Consider the following 18,342-nt stretch of genomic DNA (forward strand, 5'->3'; position numbering starts at 1 on the left):
ATCCCACACACAAGACAGTCCTCTCTGTGGGAGCGAGCCTGCTCGCGAAGTCGGTGTGTCAGATAAATCAATGTTGAATGACATGGCGCTTTCGCGAGCAGGCTCGCTCCCACAGTTCGGGCCAAGGTGAGCAGTCAAAGCGTTGAACGAACAACATCGCCGAGCCAATCCATAAACACCCGCACCCGCAGCGGCAAATGCCGTTGCCGCGCGAACAGCAACGAAATCGCCATCGGCGGTGCGGTGTGTTGTGGCAGTACGGTCACCAGTTCGCCATTCTCCAGATGCGGTTGCATGCCGGTGCGCGGTACCTGCGTCAGGCCGAAGCCGCCCAGGCACGCCGCTTCATAGGCATCGGTGCTGTTGACCGTGACACTGCCGGCCATCGCCACGCGCCGCACCTCGCCGTTTTCCTCATAGACGAACCCTTCCGAACGCGAGCCCAGTACGCCGACGTAATGCACCAGCCGATGCTGCGCCAGATCCTCGATGGTCTGCGGCACGCCGTAACGTTGCAGGTAAGCCGGGCTGGCGCAATTGACCATCGGGAAGTCGCCGAGATGCCGGGCGACCACCGACTGATCCGGCTGCGCGCCGATGCGCAATACGCAGTCGAAACCTTCGCTGAGCAGATCGACACGGCGATCGGTGCTGCTGATTTCCATCTGCAGATTCGGGTGGCGATCCATGAATTCCGGCAGGCGCGGCATGATCAAGCGTCGCGCGAGGATGTTCGGCATATCGACGCGGATGCACCCGGTCAGCGAAGCCTCGTCCTGACGGAACAACCCTTCGATTTCATTCATGTGCGAGAGCAGATCTTTGCTGCGTTCATACAGCACCAGTCCATCCTGAGTGGCCTGCACCTTGCGCGTGGTGCGCTGCAACAGCCGCGTGCCGAGCAAGGCTTCGAGCGCCTGTACCTGCTCGGACACCGTGGAGCGCGGCAGGCCGAGGCTTTCCCCCGCGAGGGTGAAACTCGACAGTTCGCTGACCCGGACGAAGGTGCGCAGCAGTTCCAGTTTGTTCATGACAAGCCCCGGTGATTGTTCGGCCGAGCCGATCAGTGATTCCGCTTTTGCCGTGTTTATCACCTCAGGGCGGATAAATAAACTACTTCCATCCCATTCAACGCAATCGAGGAAGTCAGCATGAACCGCAAAATCGCACTGATCACTGGCGCCAGTCGTGGCCTGGGCCGCAGCGCCGCCCTGCACCTCGCCGCGCAAGGCATTGACATTATCGGCACCTACAACAGCCGCGCCGACGAGGCCCAAGCGCTGGTCACTGAATTGCAGGCGCTCGGCGCGAAAGCGGCGATGCTGCAACTGGACGTCGGCCGCAGCGAGAATTTCGCCGCGTTTGCCGCGCAGGTTGAACAGGTATTGGGGCAAACCTTTGAGCGTCAGTGCTTCGATTTCCTGATCAACAACGCCGGGGTCGGCGTGCATGCGCTGTTCAGCGAAACCACCCCGGAGCAGTTCGATCTGCTGATGAACGTGCAGTTGAAAGGGCCGTTTTTCCTGACCCAGCAACTGCTGCCGCTGATCAACGACGGTGGGCGCATCGTCAATGTCTCCAGCGGCCTGACCCGCTTCAGCCTGCCCGGTTACGGCGCTTATGCGGCAATGAAAGGTGCGATGGAAGTGCTGACGCGTTATCAGGCGAAAGAGCTGGGTGCGCGGCAGATTGGCGTGAACGTTCTGGCGCCGGGTGCGATTGAAACCGATTTTGGCGGCGGCACGGTGCGCGACAACAGCGCGGTCAACGCGATGGTTGCCAGCAACACCGCGCTGGGTCGTGTCGGGCTGCCGGATGATATTGGCGGTACACTGGCGCTGCTGCTGTCAGAGGGTGGGCAGTGGATCAACGGTCAGCGGGTCGAGGCGTCTGGCGGCATGTTTCTCTGACCTCAACCAACAGACTGTTTGTGGCGAGGGGATTCATCCCCGCTGGGCTGCGGAGCGGCCCCAAAATCGGGTCTGCTACGCAGCCCAACGGGGATAAATCCCCTCGCCACAGGGCTACCTCAGCTTTCATATGCGCGGCGGGCCATGAAGCGCTCGCGCAGTACGTCATAACCCCAGTGGTAGACGTAGGTGTACGGCAGGAAGAACAGCAGCACGCCAATGTCGAGCAACAACGCCTGCCACAGGCTGACCGACAGCCACCAGGCTATCAGCGGCACGCCCATCACGATCAGTCCACCTTCGAACAACAGCGCATGCACTACACGGACCCGGGCGTTGTGCGCCAGATTCATCCGCGCCAATGCACGGTCGAAAAAACGGTTGAACACCACGTTCCACGCCAGCGCCAACAGCGCGATCAACATGGTCACCGCGCCCATGTCGAGCAACGGCTTTTGCATGATCCAGGCGAGCAGCGGCGTACAGATCAGGATCGCGAGAAACTCGAAACCAACCGCTTGGAAAACACGTTCGGTAATGGACTTGTGGGCAGTCATGGCCTGACTCCTTGTTTGACGATGGTTGCCATGATCCAACTTAATACCGATACTTCATAACCAATAACCATCGATCAAGGCGATAGTTCATGGCTTCGCAGGAAGTGCTGTTGGCATTTGTGCAGGCAGCGACGCAGGGCTCATTTTCCGCAGCGGCGCGCAAACTGGGGCGCAGTCAGTCAACCATCAGCGCCGCGGTCGCCAGTCTCGAGATTGATCTGGATTTGCAGCTGTTCGACCGCAGCAGCCGCAAGCCCACGCTCACCCCCGCCGGCCACGTGATGTTGCAAAAAGCCGAGGCGATTCTGGCCGCCACCAGCCGTCTGGAGATGAGCGCACGGCAGTTGGCACAAGGTGTGGAACCGAAGCTGACCGTGGCGATTTCCGACACTTATCAGTCCTATCGTTTCGAGGCGGCGCTGGTGGGTTTCGAGCAGCGTTATCCGGAGCTTGAGCTGGAATGCCTGATTGCCGAGTGTGACGACCTGATCGAACTGGTCCAGCGCGGCCGAGCGCATTTGGCCTTCGCGGAAATGCAGGACAACTACCCGCCGGATCTGGTGACCTCCACTGTGGCCGAGCGCACGGAGATTGCATTGTTCGTCAGCCGTGAGCATGCGTTGGCCAAGCTTGAGCATGTCGATCAGCAGATTCTCGAGCAACATCGCGAATTGCGGCTGGCGACCATCGTCAATCCGTATGACAGCCGTGGCAAAGGCCGGGTGTGGTCGGCGCCGAGTTACCTGATGCTGCTGGAAATGGCTGAAAAGGGTTTTGGCTGGGCACCGTTGCCGAGGTGGCTGGTGCAGCGTTATGCCAATGATTTGCTGATAGAGCTCGACGTGCGCGGCTGGCCGAAACCGGTGTTTGTCGACGCCTTGTGGTCGCGCTTGTATCCGCCGGGGCCGGCAGGGAGCTGGTTGCTCAGCAAGATGCTTGAATAAGCGCTTGAAATCAAAAGCCCCTCACCCCAGCCCTCTCCCGGAGGGAGAGGGGGCCGACCGAGGTGTCTGGCGTTATGCATCGACCTGAAAACCTTATCGATTATGGATTCAAGACAATTCGTTCAAGTCGGTGAATCCCTCCAATATCCCCCAATCAGTCCCCTCTCCCTTTGGGAGAGGGGGCCGACCGAAGTGTCTGGCGTTATGCATCGACCTGAAAAACCTTATCGATTATGGATTCAAGACAATTCGTTCAAGTCGGTGAATCCCTCCAATATCCCCCAATCAGTCCCCTCTCCCTTTGGGAGAGGGTTAGGGTGAGGGCAATCCACAGGCTGCCCACACTAGCCAGAGCGCCAAGGTCAGAGCATTTCGAGCGCCATGATACGTGCTCGAATAAACCGCCGCTCCGGCTCCTGCCGCGTCAGCTCCAGCGCCCGCTGATACGCCGCGCGCGCCTGCTCCACCCGGCCCAACTGCCGGCAAAACTCCGCCCGCGCCGAATGCGCCAAGTGGTAATCCTGCAACTCGCCACGCGCCAGAATCCCTTCGATCACCAGCAACCCGGCCAACGCTCCATCCCGTTTGGCCACCGCCACCGCCCGGTTCAACTCGATCACCGGCGACGGCACCGCGCGCAGCAGCACGTCATACAGACCGACAATCTGCTGCCAGTCCGTTTGCGCCGCCGACGGCGCTTCCGCATGCACCGCTGCAATCGCCGCTTGCAGGCAATACGGCCCGAACCGCCGCGTACTCAGCGCGCGCTCGACCAGCGTGCAACCCTCAGCCATCAACCGGGCATCCCACAACGAGCGATCCTGATCGTCGAGCAATACCAGTTCACCGCTCGGCGAGGTGCGCGCCGGCCGGCGTGATTCATGCAACAGCATCAGCGCCAGCAGACCCATGACTTCCGGCTCCGGCAGCAACTCCATCAACAAGCGCCCCAGCCGAATCGCTTCGCGCGTCAGATCCTCGCGTGTCAGCTCAGCGCCGACCGAGGCCGAATAGCCTTCGTTGAACACCAGATAAATCACCCGCAATACGCTGTCGAGGCGCTCGGGCAATTCGTTCAGCGTGGGCACTTGATAGGGGATTTTCGCGTCGCGGATCTTGGCCTTGGCGCGCACGATGCGCTGGGCAATCGCCGCCGGCGCCGAGAGAAAAGCGCGGGCGATTTCCTCGGTGGTGAGGTCGCAGACTTCGCGCAAGGTCAGCGGAACTTGCGCATCTGCCGCCAGTGCCGGGTGGCAACAGGTGAAGATCAGCCGCAAGCGATCGTCTTCCACGTCTTCGCCACTCCAGTCAGCCTGTTCGAGCTCATCGAGTTGTGCCAGCAGCAACGGTTGCGACGCCTTGAACCGCGCGCGCCGGCGTAGCACATCGATGGCTTTGAAACGTCCGGTGGAGACCAGCCAGGTACGCGGGTTGTCTGGCACGCCGTCGCGTTGCCAGCGCTCGACCGCGACGAAGAACGCCTCGTGCAAGGCTTCTTCGGCGAGGTCGAAATCACCGAGCAGGCGGATCAGCGTGGCCAGAATCCGCCGCGAATCCTCGCGGTAGACCTGCTCCACCCGCGCCCTGACGTCAGACATTCAACTGCCGCACCGGACGCACTTCAACGCTGCCGACCCGCGCTGCCGGAATGTTGCCGGCCACCTGAATCGCTTCGTTGAGATCCTTGGCATCGATCAGGTAAAAACCGGCCAGTTGCTCCTTGGTTTCAGCGAAAGGCCCGTCGGTGATCGACACCTTGCCGTTGCGCATGCGTACCGTGGTGGCGGTCTCTACCGATCCCAGCGCTTCAGCGGCGATCATCCGCCCGCTGCCATGAATCGACTCAGCGTAGGCCCAGCATTCGGCGTCCTCCGGGCTGTCCGGCGAGGTGTGCAGCAGGCGTTCATCGCTGTAGACCAGGCATAGGTATTTCATGGCGATCTCCTGATTCGAACGGATCAACTATGGCTGAAGTTCAGGGGGTTACATCGAACAGCGTCGCGCCGCTCATCGGATCGAACGGTGCCGACCAGTGTTCGTGGGCAATCTTCCACGCCCCGCCGACCTGCCGATAACAGGCTGTGACACGCATCCAGCAACTCTGGGTTTCGCCCTTGTCGTTGGTGCCGCCGCAATTGGCCACCCAGTGGGCGAAAGCGATGTTGTCGGCGCTTTCGATGGCGATTTCGTGGAACTCGAAGATGTGCGGGCCGGGGCACATTTCCATGCACTCGACCCAATGCGCGCGGTACGCCGCTTTGCCTTTGAATTGCAGGGCCTTGATCGCATCGAACGAGACGATGTCGTCGGCGTACAGGGCCATGACTTTTTCGACGTCCTTGGCCATTACCGCTTCGCGATAGGTATTGATCAGAGTCTGGATTTCGCTTTGTGCGCTCATGGTGTTCTCCGTGGTTTTTGTTGTGAAGACACCCTTAGTCGTTTGCCCTTTGCGCAGATCGACAGGGCAAACAAAAAAATTTCGCCGACAACAATGTCGCTAGAATCCGAGCTTCAATCCTTGTAGGAAAAAGGAAATTCCCGTGTCAGCCCAACTCGTGCCTTACGACAGCCTCAGCCCTTTGCAGCGTGAGCAAGTCGAGTCGATTGAAATTCACCCCGAGCAGATCAAATTCTCCGGCGACATCCACGGTGCCTTGCACACCCTGCTGTCGAAGCCCGGCCCTGGCGTAAAGGGTTTTGCCCTGCTGGCGGACGACGTACCGGTAGCGTTTCTGCTGCTCAAGCGCCCACCGGTATTGCCCGACTGGGCCGACGAACACAGCGCCACGTTGCATGCTCTGCAGGTCGATCGGCGCGCGCAGGGCAAGGGTTACGGCAAGGCGTGCCTGCAAGAGCTGCCCGCTGTCGCCCGCGAGGCGTGGCCGGAGATCAAGGGGCTGGAATTATCGGTGGACGCTGATAACGAGGCGGCGATTGCGCTGTACGCCAGGCATGGCTACGTCGACAGCGGCGAAGCGTACAAGGGCCGGATTGGGTACGAGCGGCGGATGGGCCTGTTTTTTTAAATCGTAGAGGGATAAACGATGATCGATTCGATAGAAGCATTGGAAGCCATTTACGGCCGGCCCCACGAGCGCGCCGTGCGCAAGCAGATCGGCTTTCTCAACGAGGATTATCAGGCGATGGTGCGCCTGTCGCCGCTAGTGATCGTCAGCTCGGTGGGGACCGATGGCCTCGATAACTCGCCGCGCGGTGATGCGCCGGGGTTTGTTCGGATCATTGATCAAAACACGTTGGCCCTGCCGGATCGCCCGGGCAACAACCGCATCGATACCTTGCGCAATGTGCTGCACGATTCGCGGGTGTCGCTGCTGTTCATCATTCCCGGGATCGGCGAAACATTGCGGGTCAATGGCACGGCCCTGATCAGCGATGAACCGGCGTTGCTGGAGAGTTTCGCGGTGAATGGCAAACCGGCGAAAACTGTGTTGCTGGTGACGGTGGACGCGGCGTTTTTTCACTGCTCGAAAGCCTTTGTCCGCTCGGATGCGTGGAATCCAGAAACGCACCTGCCGCGCTCGGCCTTGCCATCTGCTGGCGCATTTCACAAGCGCCTGAATGACGGCCAGTTCGACGCCGACACCTACGATCGGGAAGCGCCGAAACGGGTGCGTGAAAGCCTTTACTAACCGCGCAACTACAGACACCTCAAAACCCTGTGGGAGCGAGCCTGCTCGCGAAGGCGTCGTGTCAGTCGACACTTGCTTCGCTGAAATACCGCTTTCGCGAGCAGGCTCGCTCCCACAGTTTTGATTGAAGTTCAGAGGGTCAGGATCATCTCGTGCCACGCCATTCCGCCGTGGTCGGACTCGGACGGCTTGATGTAGGCAAAGCCAAAGCCGGCATACAGCGCAATGTGCTGCTCTTTGCACATCAGGTGAATTGTCGCTTTGTCCATGGCGCGCATGCGTTCGATGAATTCGCCGAGCAGGCGCTTGGCCAGGCCCTGCCCTTGGTAATCCGGGTGCACCACCACCGACATGATCACCACGTTCGGGCCTTTCGGGTCGTGGCCGATCAGTTCCTTGAACGCCTCGTCGGACATCTGCACGTCGAACGCCGCGCCGGAATTGATGAAACCGGCGACCACGCCGTCCACCTCGGCGACGATGAAGCCGTCCGGCCAGGTGGCGATGCGCGTGGCGATCTTTTCACGGGTGGCGGCTTCGTCGCCTTCGTAGGCGACGGTTTCGATGGCGTAGCAGCGGTCGAGGTCGGCGGCGCTGACGTTGCGGATCACGGTGTTCATGGCAGCTCAAAAATCTGTGGAAACAAGGCCCGCCAGCATAAAGCACAACCACCGGGGCGGACATGCTCCGCCTCGATTAGTACGCCGCTCAGGCCTTGATCGGCAGCCAGATTTCCAGGGTGCCTTTGTTGAGTTTCGGGTTGTAATCCTCGCTGTAGCGCTCGAATTCCGGGGCGTCCGCCGCTTCGTGGCCGGACTGCGGCAGCCAGGTGTTCCAGATGTACTGGAAGGTGTCAGGGAGTTGCGCCAGTGACCCCTTGTGCTCGAACACGGCATATTTCTGCGGCTGGATTTCAACCCAGCGGTACTTTTCCGGCAGGTCGTCGAGCTTGTCGATCTGCACCCCGGCGATGTATTCGAAACCGCCCTCGCCGTCCGCGTTGCAGCAAACGCCGTAGGTCACTTCGTTGACTTGCGCGGGGATTTTTCCCAAGTGCGGGATCAGTTTTTCCCATAACGCGGGAATGTCTTCGGTGGTCTCCTGAGTGAATCGCCCGCCGAAACCGGCAATCAGCAGAAATTGCCCCTGTTCGAAGCGAGGCTCGGTTATCTCGACGCGTTGTTGTTCATCCATGACGCGACTCCTCAGAACGGAAAAGTGGATTCGGCTGGGAGTATAGAAAGCCCGACCCGTTTCGCACGTTTACAGCGAGTGCAACTGCTCGACGGCGCCCGAGCCGACAAACTCGTTGTAGCCAGAAACGATCACGTACACCGCGAAATAACAGAAGATCGCCGCCGATGCCAGATAGGAGTAGCGCAGAAGCTTGTCGCCCAGCAGCTTGCCGCCGTGGCTTGCCGCGAAGCACAGACCGGCCGACCAGAGCAGCCCGGCGCAGAGAAAACCACCGAGAAACAGCGCCGAACTCAACGGACCACCGCCACCGGACCGGGCGATCAACGTGCCGCCGACCGCAGCAAACCAGAGAATCGCACTCGGCGACGACATCGCGAGAAAGATGCCGCGAAAGAATTCCTTGCGATGGGAGTTCTGCCCCACTTCCGCCGTTTCCGCCAGCAGCGCTTCGTGGTGGATCGCCGAATAAATCATCTTCGCCGCGAAGTAGATCAGCAGCGCCGAACCGCCAATCCACAGCACCCAGCGCACGGTTTCGTATTGCAGCAAAACGGTCATGCCGGCCAAGGCCAGCACCGCATAGATCAGGTCGCCGACGCAGGTGCCCAGGCCCAGGGCGAAGCCCTGAAAGTAGCCGCGCTGCATGGCCAGGGTGATCATCGCGATGTTGGCTACGCCGATATCCAGGCACAGCGAAAGGCTCAGCAAGAAGCCGCTGGTGAATTCCATTGACCGATTTTCCTTGAAAAAAATATTTACAACCGCGCTGGACAGTATGCCATCACTGCCCTTATCTTCCGCCACAGGTCACCGCAGTGACCAGCGTCGCTCGGACGGTTCCGGGCGCTTACGTTATCCGAGGCAACAATGGCCGAACAAGGTTCGCCGCGCCGCTTTGCGCGCATAGATCGACTCCCCCCTTACGTTTTCAACATCACCGCCGAGCTGAAAATGGCCGCTCGTCGCCGTGGTGAAGACATCATCGACCTGAGCATGGGCAATCCCGACGGCGCCACGCCGCCGCACATTGTCGAAAAACTGGTGCAGGTCGCCCAGCGTGAAGACACCCACGGTTACTCGACGTCCAAGGGCATTCCGCGCCTGCGCCGGGCGATTTCCAACTGGTACAAGCAGCGCTACGAAGTCGATATCGACCCGGAAAGCGAAGCCATTGTCACCATCGGCTCCAAGGAAGGCCTGGCGCATTTGATGCTGGCGACCCTGGACCAGGGCGACACCGTACTGGTGCCGAACCCGAGCTATCCGATTCACATCTACGGCGCGGTGATTGCCGGCGCTCAGGTGCGTTCGGTGCCGCTGGTGCCGGGGGTGGATTTCTTCGATGAGCTGGAGCGGGCCATTCGCGGCTCGATCCCCAAGCCGAAAATGATGATCCTCGGTTTCCCGTCCAATCCGACCGCGCAGTGCGTGGAGCTGGATTTCTTCGAACGGGTGATCGCCCTCGCCAAGCAATACGACGTGTTGGTCATCCACGACCTGGCGTACGCCGACATCGTCTACGACGGCTGGAAAGCCCCGTCGATCATGCAGGTGCCGGGGGCCAAGGACATTGCGGTGGAGTTTTTCACCCTGTCCAAGAGCTACAACATGGCCGGCTGGCGCATTGGTTTCATGGTCGGCAACCCGGAACTGGTCAGCGCCCTGGCGCGGATCAAGAGCTACCACGACTACGGCACCTTCACCCCGCTGCAAGTGGCGGCGATTGCTGCGCTGGAAGGTGATCAGCAATGCGTGCGCGACATCGCCGAGCAGTATCGTCAGCGTCGCAACGTGCTGGTCAAAGGCCTGCATGAGCTGGGCTGGATGGTCGAGAATCCTAAGGCGTCGATGTATGTGTGGGCGAAGATTCCCGAGGCGTATGCGCATCTGGGTTCGCTGGAGTTCGCCAAGAAACTGCTGGCCGAGGCCAAGGTCTGCGTCTCGCCGGGGGTGGGCTTTGGCGAGTACGGTGATGACCACGTGCGCTTCGCCCTGATCGAAAATCAGGACCGCATTCGTCAGGCCGTGCGCGGGATTCGCGGGATGTTCCGCGCGGATAGCCTGGCCTCGAAATAAGTGGCACATCTCTGATCGTTCCCACGCTCTGCGTGGGAATGCCTCAATGGACGCTCTGCGTCCGCTTTGGGACGCGGAGCGTCCCAGGCTACATTCCCACGCGGAGCGTGGGAACGATCAAGCAGGAAGTCCACGCCCACAAAAAAACCGCATCACTGCGGTTTTTTTGTGCCTGCAAACTGCCGCTTATACGAACAGCGACAGCAGCAGGATAAAGCCCAGGCCGACCACCGAGAGGATGGTTTCCATCGCGGTCCAGGTCTTGAAGGTTTCGGCCACGGTCATGTTGAAGTACTGCTTGACCAGCCAGAAACCGGCGTCGTTGACGTGGGACAGGATCAGCGAACCGGCACCGGTGGCCAGCACCAGCAGCTCACGGTTGACGCCCGGAATCATGCCGACAACCGGCACCACAATGCCGGCGCCAGTGATGGTCGCCACGGTCGCCGAACCGGTTGCAATACGGATCACCGCCGCCACCAGCCAGGCCAGCAGGATCGGCGAGATCTGCGCGCTGACCGCCATGTGGCCGATCACGTCACCCACGCCGCTGGTCACCAGCATCTGCTTGAAGCCACCGCCGGCACCGATAATCAGAATGATCGCAGCGGTAGGCGCCAGGCTTGCGTCGAGCCATTTGAGCATCTGGTTGGAACCGATGCCCTGCTTGTAGCCGAAGGTGTACAGCGAAAGCAGCAACGCCAGCAGCAGTGCGGAGATCGGGTGGCCGATCATGTCCATCCAGATGCGGAAGAAGTTGCCGTCCGGCAGCGCTACGTCAGCGAAGGTTTTCAGCAGCATCAGGAACACCGGCAGCAGCACGGTGACCAGAGTAATGCTGAAGCTTGGCAGGTTGGCCGAATCGTTTTCACGGGCCAGTTGATCGACCAGTTCCTGATTCGGGTGACCCGGGATGTGCTTGGCGATGAAAGTACCGAAGATCGGACCGGCAATGATTGCCGTCGGCAGCGCGACGATCAGACCGTAGAGAATGGTCTTGCCGATGTCAGCGCCGAATACGCCGATGGCCAGCAGCGGACCCGGGTGCGGCGGTACCAGACCGTGCACCGCAGAGAGGCCGGCGAGCAGCGGGATACCGATTTTGATGATCGATACGCCAGTGCGACGCGCAACGATGAACACCAGCGGAATCAGCAGCACGAAGCCGATTTCGAAGAACAGCGGGATGCCCACCAGGAACGCGGCGAACATCATTGCCCATTGGACTTTGTCCTTGCCGAAGGCGCGGATCAGGGTCTGGGCGATCTGATCGGCGCCGCCGGATTCGGCCATCATTTTGCCGAGCATGGTGCCCAGGGCGAGGATGATGCCGACAAAACCGAGCACGCCACCAAAGCCGTCCTGGAACGCCTTGATGATGGTGTTGATCGGCATGCCGGAAGTCAGGCCGAGGAACGCGGCGGCGATGGTCAGGGCGATAAAGGGATGAATCTTGAATTTGGTGATCAGGATAATCAGGCCGATTACCGTGACCACCGCATCGAGCAGCAGGAACGTCTCGTGGGACATGCCAAACATGGGGGGTGTCTCCTGGATTGTTGTTGTTATTAAAGCGGGTTGAACAGAAGTCGGAAGGACAGCGCTGTCTTTTTCAACATACTCATACCGCCTGTTTCAGACCGTTGGCCTGCCACCAGACGTGAGCCTGCAGGGCCAGCTCTTCGACGCTGTGAATCGAGGCATTGAGCGGCAGAGTCAGCGGCTCGCCCTTGGGCGATTCGAGGGTGGCGAACTGGCTTTCGATCAACGTTGCCGGCATGAAGTGGCCCGGGCGGTGCGATACACGCTCGGCGGCGACTTCCGGAGTCAATTCAAGAAACACGAAACCCAGGCCCGGCAAGGCACTGCGCAGACGTTCGCGATAGCTGTGTTTAAGGGCGGAGCAGGTCAACACCGGGCGTTGGCCTTGGGCATCGACGCGACGCAGTTCATCGCACAGGCTGTCGAGCCAGCCAGCGCGGTCTTCGTCGTTCAGGGGGATCCCCGCGCTCATCTTTTCGATGTTCGCGGCCGGATGAAAAGTATCGCCTTCAATGGCAGTGGCGCCGCTCAATTGGCACAGGGCCTGGCTGACGCACGTCTTGCCGCAACCGGCAACGCCCATGATGACCAGGGCGGTGATGGGATGACTCATATAACACCTCAGCGCGCAGACAGCGCTACCTTTGCTAGCTATGACTCTAGTGCACAGGCAGAAGTTGCCGACGCCTTCTTGTCGTTTTTTTGGGTTGCAGCAGGTTTGTTCCTAACGCCAAAGAGCACTGATCAGGCAGGACCGCGCTCACGCATTTGCAGCTGCATCAGGACAGCGCTACCTTAGTGCCTTGATTTTTGTTTGGCAAGCCGCCCGATGACCTCCCCCAAGAACGATAAAAATACCCGCACCACCGGCCGTCCGACCCTCAACGAAGTAGCCCGCCTGGCCGGCGTCAGCCCGATCACTGCCTCGCGCGCCTTGCGCGGGGTGAGCACGGTAGCCACCGAACTGGTGGAAAAAGTGCAGAAAGCCGCGCTCGAACTCAACTACGTGGTCAACCCCGCCGCCCGCGCTTTGGCCTCGGCGCAGAGCCATTCAGTGGTGGTGCTGGTGCCGTCGCTGTCCAACCTGCTGTTCATCGACACGCTGGAAGCCATTCATCGGGTGCTGACGCCCAAGGGCTTCGAAGTGCTGATCGGCAACTTCCACTACTCGCGCGATGAAGAAGAAAACCTGCTGCGCAACTACATGGCCTATCAGCCGCGCGGGTTTCTGCTGACCGGTTTTGATCGCACGGAAAGTTCGCGGCGGATGATCGAGGCCAGCAACATTCCTTGCGTGTACATGATGGAGCTGGACAGTGCTGCCGGAGTCAATTGCGTGGGTTTCTCGCAGTTGAGCGCCGGGGAAACTGCCGCCGAACACCTCCTGTTCCGTGGGCGTAAACGTCTGGCCTACATTGGTGCGCAGCTGGACCAGCGCACGTTGTTGCGCGGTGAAGGCTTCCGCAAGGCGTTGCAGAAGGCGGGCCGTTACGACCCGGATCTGGAAGTGCTGACACCGCGTGCTTCGTCGGTGGGTCTGGGTGGCGAGTTGTTTTTGCAATTGCTGGCGGCGCATCCGGATGTTGATGCGATTTTCTTTGGCAACGATGACCTGGCCCAAGGCGCGCTGCTGGAAGCGTTGCGCAATGGCATCAAAATTCCCGAGCAAGTGGCGATTCTCGGTTTCAACGACTTGCCGATGTCCGAACACATGGTGCCGCGCCTGAGCAGCATCAACACCCCGCGCGAGGCGATCGGCCGGCGCGCGGCGGAGCAGATGCTAACGTTGATGGCGGGCAACAAAGTGGCGCGGCCGGTGGAGGATATGGGGTTTGAGCTGAAGGTTCGCGAGAGTACCTGACCCTTCACAAATGCTGAGTTGAAACACAACCCGTGTGGGAGCGAGCCTGCTCGCGAAAGCGGTGGGTCAGTCAGCATTGATGCAGCTGACACGACGCCTTCGCGAGCAGGCTCGCTCCCACAGGGGATCTCTATCAAATTCAATGGCTGAGCAGGTCCACTAAAGCCTGCGCGCCCTTCTGCAATGGCTGGCTCTTGAGCCACACCGCGTGCACCGGCAGCACCAGGCCATTTTCGATGTTGCGAAAATTCAGCCTTTTCAAACGTCCCGCGTCCAGCCACGGCTGCACCACGGACAGCGGAAAATTACCCCAGCCCAACCCCGCTTCGACCATTTCCATTGCCGTCTCGAGATTGTCCGTACGCCAGTAAGACTCAGCCACCAACGGCCGCGTTTCGCTGATCGGCAAGTCGCGGCTGGCGACGATGATCTGCCGCACCTGCACCAGATCTTCGAGAAACACATCACGCCCCTGCAACAAAGGGCTGTCCGCCGCCAGCGTGGCGATCATGCGTTCGCTGCCGACGAACTGAAACCGCTCCAGCGCATTCACGCTCAAACCGGCGAACGCCAGGCACACGCTGACCCGGCCACTGTGCAACATCGCCAGCACATCATCCTGTGGCGCGGTCAGCACTTCGATGTCGAGCAACGGATGCCGCTCGGCAATCACCTTGATCGCTGCCAGCAAGCGCCGCCGATCAACGTCCGCAACCACGCCGATCGACAACCTGCTTTCCAGTCCCAGCGACAGCTCCACCGCGTGCACTTGCAGCTGCTTGAGCTGCTCGGCGATCAGTCGCGCGTGCGGCACCAACGACTGCGCCATCGCCGTGGGTTGCGGCTCGCGGTGGCTGCGGTCGAACAACGGGTAACCAAGTTCCGCTTCAAGATTGGCGATGCCCATGCTCACCGCCGACGGCACCTTCCCCAACTGCCGCGCGGCAGCGGAGAACGAGCCGCGTTCGATCACCGCGAGAAACAACTCAATGCTGTCGCTACTGAAATTCAAATGCCTCACCTATCAATAAAACTGAAATCTACCAACTTTTTCTGTCAGGTCTATTGAAGCTATCTTTCGCCGCCTTCGCCAGCCCTGCTGGCCAACATTCGGCAAGAAAGAGGCAAATCTGTATGCAAGGCGTGAAACGCAAACTGGTCTACGTGTCGCTCTACGAAGTGATTGGGATGACCTTCTCGGCCCTCGGTCTGGCGTTGTTGTCGGGTACATCGCCGGGCAGCACCGGGCCGCTGGCGGTGATCATCACCAGCATCGCCGTGACCTGGAATTTCATCTACACCTCATTGTTCGAGCGCTGGGAAAGTCGCCAGATCTCGCGCACCCGTACGGTCAAACGGCGCATCGCCCACGCCGTCGGCTTTCAACTGACGCTGATCGTGTTTCTGATTCCGCTGATTGCGTGGTGGATGAACATCAGTCTGGTGCAGGCGTTCCTGCTTGATCTGGCGCTGATCATTTTCATCCCGTGCTACACCTTCGTATTCAACTGGCTGTTCGACCGCATCTTCGGCCTGCCGAACTCGGCGCTGCCGGATTCTGCCGCTGCGGCATAAATCGCTAATTCGTAAGCAGATATTGCGAGAAATCAGCGGTTTGACCGGGTAAACCGCTGGTATTCACAATCCGCCAACACCGATAGCAGGCTAAGCTTTTCCATCAATAAAAAATGGATCAGCTTATGACTGCTCACACTCCCGCCGCCGCGCCCAGTGATGGCATCGACCCGGTACGCGCCGCCGAAATTTCCGCCCGCATCGATCGGCTGCCCGCTGTCGCCACCATCTGGCGCCTGGTGGCGCTGCTGTCGATCGGCGGATTTTTCGAACTCTACGATCTGTTCCAGACCGCCTACATCAGTCCCGGGCTGATTCGCGACGGCCTGTTCGCCACTGGCAGTCAGGGGGTGTTCGGCTTCTCCGATCAGGCGGCGTTCGCCTCGGCGACGTTCCTCGGCCTGTTCCTCGGCGCCAGCCTGCTCAGTCCGTTGGCGGATCGTTTCGGTCGCCGGGCAATCTTCACCTTCGCGCTGATCTGGTACACGGTGGCGACAGTCCTGATGGGGATCCAGACCTCAGCGCTGGGCATCATCGGCATGCGCTTTCTGGTCGGCATCGGCCTCGGAATCGAGCTGGTGACCATCGACGCGTACCTCTCGGAACTGGTGCCCAAGCGCATGCGCAGCTCGGCGTTCGCCTTTGCGTTTTTCGTGCAGTTCCTCTCGGTGCCGGCGGTGGCCTTGATGTCGTGGTGGCTGGTGCCGCAAGCGCCGTTCGGGGTGTCCGGCTGGCGTTGGGTGGTGCTGGCCAGCGCGGTGTTTGCGCTGTTTATCTGGTGGCTGCGCAAGCGTCTGCCGGAATCGCCGCGCTGGCTGGCGCAACACGGTCGCTTCGATGAGGCCAACCGGATCCTCGACCTTCTCGAAGCGCGCTGCGCCAAGGATTACGGCAAAGCGCTGGATGAGCCGGAACCGGTGTCAGTCGATGTCGAAGGCAAGGGCCGTTTCGCCGATATCTGGCAGCCGCCGTACCGCCGCCGCGCGTTGATGCTGATCGTCTTCCACACCTTTCAGGCGATCGGTTTCTTCGGTTTCGGCAACTGGTTGCCGGCGCTGCTTTCGGGGCAAGGCGTGAGTGTCACCCACAGTCTGATGTACGCCTTCATCATCACCCTCGCCTACCCGCTCGGGCCGTTGCTGTTCGTGAAGTTCGCCAACCGCTTCGAAAACAAATGGCAGATCGTCGGCTCTGCCCTCGGCGCGATGACCTTCGGCACCCTGTTCGCCCTGCAGAGCAGCGCATTCGGGCTGATCTTCTGCGGGGTAATGATCACCTTCTGCAACGCCTGGCTGAGCTTCAGTTATCACTCCTACCAGAGCGAACTGTTCCCGACCAACATCCGCGCCCGCGCGGTCGGTTTCTGCTATTCGTTCAGTCGCTTGTCGACGGTGTTCAGCAGTCTGCTGATCGGCATGTTTCTGGATAATTTCGGCACGCCGGGGGTACTGGCATTTATCGTCAGCAGCATGCTGATCGTGATGCTGACCATCGGCTGGTTCGGCCCGCGCACGCGTAATCTGGCACTGGAGAATATTGCTCATCGTTGACGGCCAACGCACGACTCACCTGTGGGAGCGAGCCTGCTCGCGAAGGCGTTGTGTCAGTGGCTATAGGCTTGACTGACACAACGCTTTCGCGAGCTGGCTCGCTCCCACATTGGCTATTGGTGACGTTGAACAGCTCAGTTCAATTGCAGGGTTTCATTGAACTGACTGATCGCATCCACCACATGCCGCGAGCCCTGCTGAATCTCGAGGATCACCTCGCCCGCCTCGTTCGCCAGCTCCACGCCCAACCCGGTGCGGCTCAGGCTCGACTGCATGCTCGATACCGCGCTCAGCGACAGGTCGTGGTTCTTGCGCACCACGTCGACAATTTCCAGAGTGGCCTGACTGGTCCGCGCGGCGAGGCTGCGCACCTCATCGGCGACGACGGCAAAACCGCGTCCATGCTCACCGGCACGCGCCGCTTCGATCGCGGCATTGAGTGCCAGCAGGTTGGTCTGATCGGCAATGCCGCGAATGGTCTGGACGATGGTGCCGATGATGTCCGACTGTTTGCTGACCGCATCGATGCTCACCGCCGCTTCGTTCAGATCGCGGGAAATGTCCTGGATGATCTGCACGGTCTGCTGCACGACTTGTGAGCCTTTTTGCGCGCAGGCGTCGTTTTGTACCGAGGTGCTGTGGGCCGATTCCGCAGCGTTTTGCAGGGTGGTCATCTGCCGGGTGATGTCGCTGGCGAACTTGACCACTTTGTACAAGCGGCCCTTGGCATCGAACAGCGGGTTGTACGAGGCTTCCAGGTAAACCATCTGCCCGGACTTGTTCTTGCGCTCGAAACGGTGCGAGTGATATTCGCCGCGATTGAGCGAAGCCCAGAACGCCTTGTACTGCGCGGATTCGGCTTCGGCGCGGTGACAGAACAGGCTGTGGTGCTGGCCGACAATTTCAGGGTGCGCGTACTGCATGGTCTGCAGAAAGTTGTCGTTGGCGCGTATGACATGGCCTTCGGGAGTGAACTCGATCACCGCCATGGAACGACCGATCGCCGCCAGCATGGCTTCTTCTTCATGTTCTTTGTTGATGCGCGCGGTGATGTCCGCCGCGACCTTGATCACACTTCTGACCTGTTTGTCGGGCCCGAACACCGGCATGTAACTGGCTTCAAGCCAGATTTCCCGGCCGCTCTTGTTCAGGCGCAGAAAAGTGCCGCTGAGCGGTTCACCACGGGCCAGGTCACGCCACAACTTCGCGTAGTCCTCGCTGCGGTAGAAGCTTTCTTCACAAAAGATCCGATGGTGTTTGCCGCGCACTTCTTCGGCGCTGTAGCCCATGGTCTTGCAGAAGTTCTCATTGGCGTCGAGGACGATGCCGTCCGGGGTGAACTCGATCATCGCCATCGAACGGCTGATCGCCTCTATTTTCGCGTTGGCCTCGGTCAGCGCACAGCTGAAGCGTTCGATTTCCCGCAGGTCAGCCTTGTGATGTAGGTTGAACATGGTTGTATCACCTTCCGCGCGTT

The 18,342-nt window shown here is 60.2% G+C and carries 20 protein-coding genes and 1 pseudogene; 8 read left to right on the plus strand and 13 right to left on the minus strand.

The annotated features are described in order from the left end of the window. Positions 1-134 precede the first annotated feature (134 nt). On the minus strand, positions 135-1,031 hold the full coding sequence (locus tag ACYSTU_RS01770) for a LysR family transcriptional regulator (RefSeq protein WP_498995418.1): 897 nt from the start codon (positions 1,029-1,031) through the stop codon (positions 135-137). A 120-nt stretch (positions 1,032-1,151) separates the two neighbouring features. Between ACYSTU_RS01770 and ACYSTU_RS01775 the strand changes: the two genes are divergently transcribed. Further along, the gene (locus tag ACYSTU_RS01775) at positions 1,152-1,910 is read left to right on the plus strand and encodes an SDR family NAD(P)-dependent oxidoreductase (protein ID WP_498995422.1); all 759 of its coding nucleotides are present in this window, start codon (positions 1,152-1,154) and stop codon (positions 1,908-1,910) included. Between the two features lie 119 nt (positions 1,911-2,029). Here ACYSTU_RS01775 and ACYSTU_RS01780 read toward each other — a convergent pair whose 3' ends face one another. Further along, on the minus strand, positions 2,030-2,467 hold the full coding sequence (locus tag ACYSTU_RS01780; protein WP_498995425.1) for a multidrug/biocide efflux PACE transporter: 438 nt from the start codon (positions 2,465-2,467) through the stop codon (positions 2,030-2,032). 89 nt (positions 2,468-2,556) lie between these two features. Between ACYSTU_RS01780 and ACYSTU_RS01785 the strand changes: the two genes are divergently transcribed. After that, entirely contained in the window at positions 2,557-3,411 is an 855-nt protein-coding gene (locus ACYSTU_RS01785; protein ID WP_217878704.1) for a LysR family transcriptional regulator, read from the plus strand. Between the two features lie 362 nt (positions 3,412-3,773). On the opposite strand, the gene ACYSTU_RS01790 is transcribed toward ACYSTU_RS01785, so the two are convergent. The 3 genes from ACYSTU_RS01790 to ACYSTU_RS01800 are packed head-to-tail and all read right to left on the minus strand — an operon-like array spanning position 3,774 to position 5,812. Beyond that, positions 3,774-5,009 carry an RNA polymerase sigma factor gene (locus ACYSTU_RS01790; RefSeq protein ID WP_498995430.1) on the minus strand — a complete coding sequence of 412 codons (1,236 nt, stop codon included), beginning with the start codon at positions 5,007-5,009 and terminating at the stop codon, positions 3,774-3,776. Continuing rightward, positions 5,002-5,346: a YciI family protein gene (locus ACYSTU_RS01795; protein WP_498995433.1), complete on the minus strand. Its 345-nt coding sequence runs from the start codon at positions 5,344-5,346 to the stop codon at positions 5,002-5,004. The genes ACYSTU_RS01790 and ACYSTU_RS01795 overlap by 8 nt, the downstream gene beginning before the upstream one ends. A 40-nt stretch (positions 5,347-5,386) precedes the next feature. Beyond that, positions 5,387-5,812 (minus strand): YybH family protein, encoded by a 426-nt coding sequence (locus ACYSTU_RS01800; RefSeq protein WP_024014040.1) that lies wholly within the window; start codon positions 5,810-5,812, stop codon positions 5,387-5,389. Positions 5,813-5,954: 142 nt separating this feature from the next. Here ACYSTU_RS01800 and ACYSTU_RS01805 point away from each other — a divergent pair, with 142 nt between their 5' ends. Together ACYSTU_RS01805 and ACYSTU_RS01810 are read left to right on the plus strand one after the other, a co-directional pair. Next, a complete protein-coding gene (locus ACYSTU_RS01805) occupies positions 5,955-6,440 on the plus strand; it encodes a GNAT family N-acetyltransferase (protein ID WP_264365659.1) in 486 nt (161 codons plus the stop codon). 18 nt (positions 6,441-6,458) lie between these two features. Then, positions 6,459-7,064 (plus strand): pyridoxamine 5'-phosphate oxidase family protein, encoded by a 606-nt coding sequence (locus ACYSTU_RS01810; RefSeq protein ID WP_110602454.1) that lies wholly within the window; start codon positions 6,459-6,461, stop codon positions 7,062-7,064. A 131-nt stretch (positions 7,065-7,195) separates the two neighbouring features. Here the strand turns inward: ACYSTU_RS01810 and ACYSTU_RS01815 are convergent, their stop codons facing one another. The 3 genes from ACYSTU_RS01815 to ACYSTU_RS01825 all read right to left on the minus strand — a co-directional run bounded on the left by ACYSTU_RS01815 (position 7,196) and on the right by ACYSTU_RS01825 (position 8,990). Further along, positions 7,196-7,684 (minus strand): GNAT family N-acetyltransferase, encoded by a 489-nt coding sequence (locus ACYSTU_RS01815; protein ID WP_016773555.1) that lies wholly within the window; start codon positions 7,682-7,684, stop codon positions 7,196-7,198. Positions 7,685-7,772: 88 nt separating this feature from the next. Further along, entirely contained in the window at positions 7,773-8,258 is a 486-nt protein-coding gene (locus tag ACYSTU_RS01820) for a GyrI-like domain-containing protein (RefSeq protein WP_498995446.1), read from the minus strand. A gap of 69 nt (positions 8,259-8,327) precedes the next feature. Next, entirely contained in the window at positions 8,328-8,990 is a 663-nt protein-coding gene (locus tag ACYSTU_RS01825; RefSeq protein ID WP_016773553.1) for a LysE family translocator, read from the minus strand. A 138-nt stretch (positions 8,991-9,128) separates the two neighbouring features. Between ACYSTU_RS01825 and alaC the strand changes: the two genes are divergently transcribed. Beyond that, the gene (gene alaC / locus ACYSTU_RS01830; protein ID WP_498995452.1) at positions 9,129-10,337 is read left to right on the plus strand and encodes an alanine transaminase; all 1,209 of its coding nucleotides are present in this window, start codon (positions 9,129-9,131) and stop codon (positions 10,335-10,337) included. 186 nt (positions 10,338-10,523) lie between these two features. Here alaC and ACYSTU_RS01835 read toward each other — a convergent pair whose 3' ends face one another. Together ACYSTU_RS01835 and ACYSTU_RS01840 are read right to left on the minus strand one after the other, a co-directional pair. Next, complete coding sequence (locus tag ACYSTU_RS01835; protein WP_016773551.1) at positions 10,524-11,876, minus strand: GntP family permease; 1,353 nt, start codon at positions 11,874-11,876, stop codon at positions 10,524-10,526. 82 nt (positions 11,877-11,958) lie between these two features. Next, a complete protein-coding gene (locus tag ACYSTU_RS01840; protein ID WP_016773550.1) occupies positions 11,959-12,492 on the minus strand; it encodes a gluconokinase in 534 nt (177 codons plus the stop codon). 216 nt (positions 12,493-12,708) lie between these two features. Here ACYSTU_RS01840 and gntR point away from each other — a divergent pair, with 216 nt between their 5' ends. Further along, on the plus strand, positions 12,709-13,740 hold the full coding sequence (gntR, locus tag ACYSTU_RS01845; protein ID WP_498995461.1) for an HTH-type transcriptional regulator GntR: 1,032 nt from the start codon (positions 12,709-12,711) through the stop codon (positions 13,738-13,740). 139 nt (positions 13,741-13,879) lie between these two features. On the opposite strand, the gene ACYSTU_RS01850 is transcribed toward gntR, so the two are convergent. Continuing rightward, positions 13,880-14,752, minus strand: coding sequence for a LysR family transcriptional regulator (locus tag ACYSTU_RS01850; protein ID WP_125917186.1), 873 nt, complete (start codon positions 14,750-14,752; stop codon positions 13,880-13,882). Positions 14,753-14,874: 122 nt separating this feature from the next. Here ACYSTU_RS01850 and ACYSTU_RS01855 point away from each other — a divergent pair, with 122 nt between their 5' ends. After that, the gene (locus tag ACYSTU_RS01855; protein WP_041479195.1) at positions 14,875-15,315 is read left to right on the plus strand and encodes a PACE efflux transporter; all 441 of its coding nucleotides are present in this window, start codon (positions 14,875-14,877) and stop codon (positions 15,313-15,315) included. Between the two features lie 125 nt (positions 15,316-15,440). Next, positions 15,441-16,865: an MFS transporter gene (locus ACYSTU_RS01860; protein ID WP_498995466.1), complete on the plus strand. Its 1,425-nt coding sequence runs from the start codon at positions 15,441-15,443 to the stop codon at positions 16,863-16,865. Between the two features lie 134 nt (positions 16,866-16,999). Here the strand turns inward: ACYSTU_RS01860 and ACYSTU_RS01865 are convergent, their stop codons facing one another. Continuing rightward, a complete protein-coding gene (locus ACYSTU_RS01865) occupies positions 17,000-17,539 on the minus strand; it encodes a methyl-accepting chemotaxis protein (protein WP_223259141.1) in 540 nt (179 codons plus the stop codon). A gap of 6 nt (positions 17,540-17,545) precedes the next feature. After that, positions 17,546-18,319, minus strand: a pseudogene (locus tag ACYSTU_RS01870) (PAS domain-containing protein); the annotation flags it as partial. Positions 18,320-18,342 lie beyond the last annotated feature (23 nt).

The organism is Pseudomonas glycinis, from assembly GCF_054871425.1.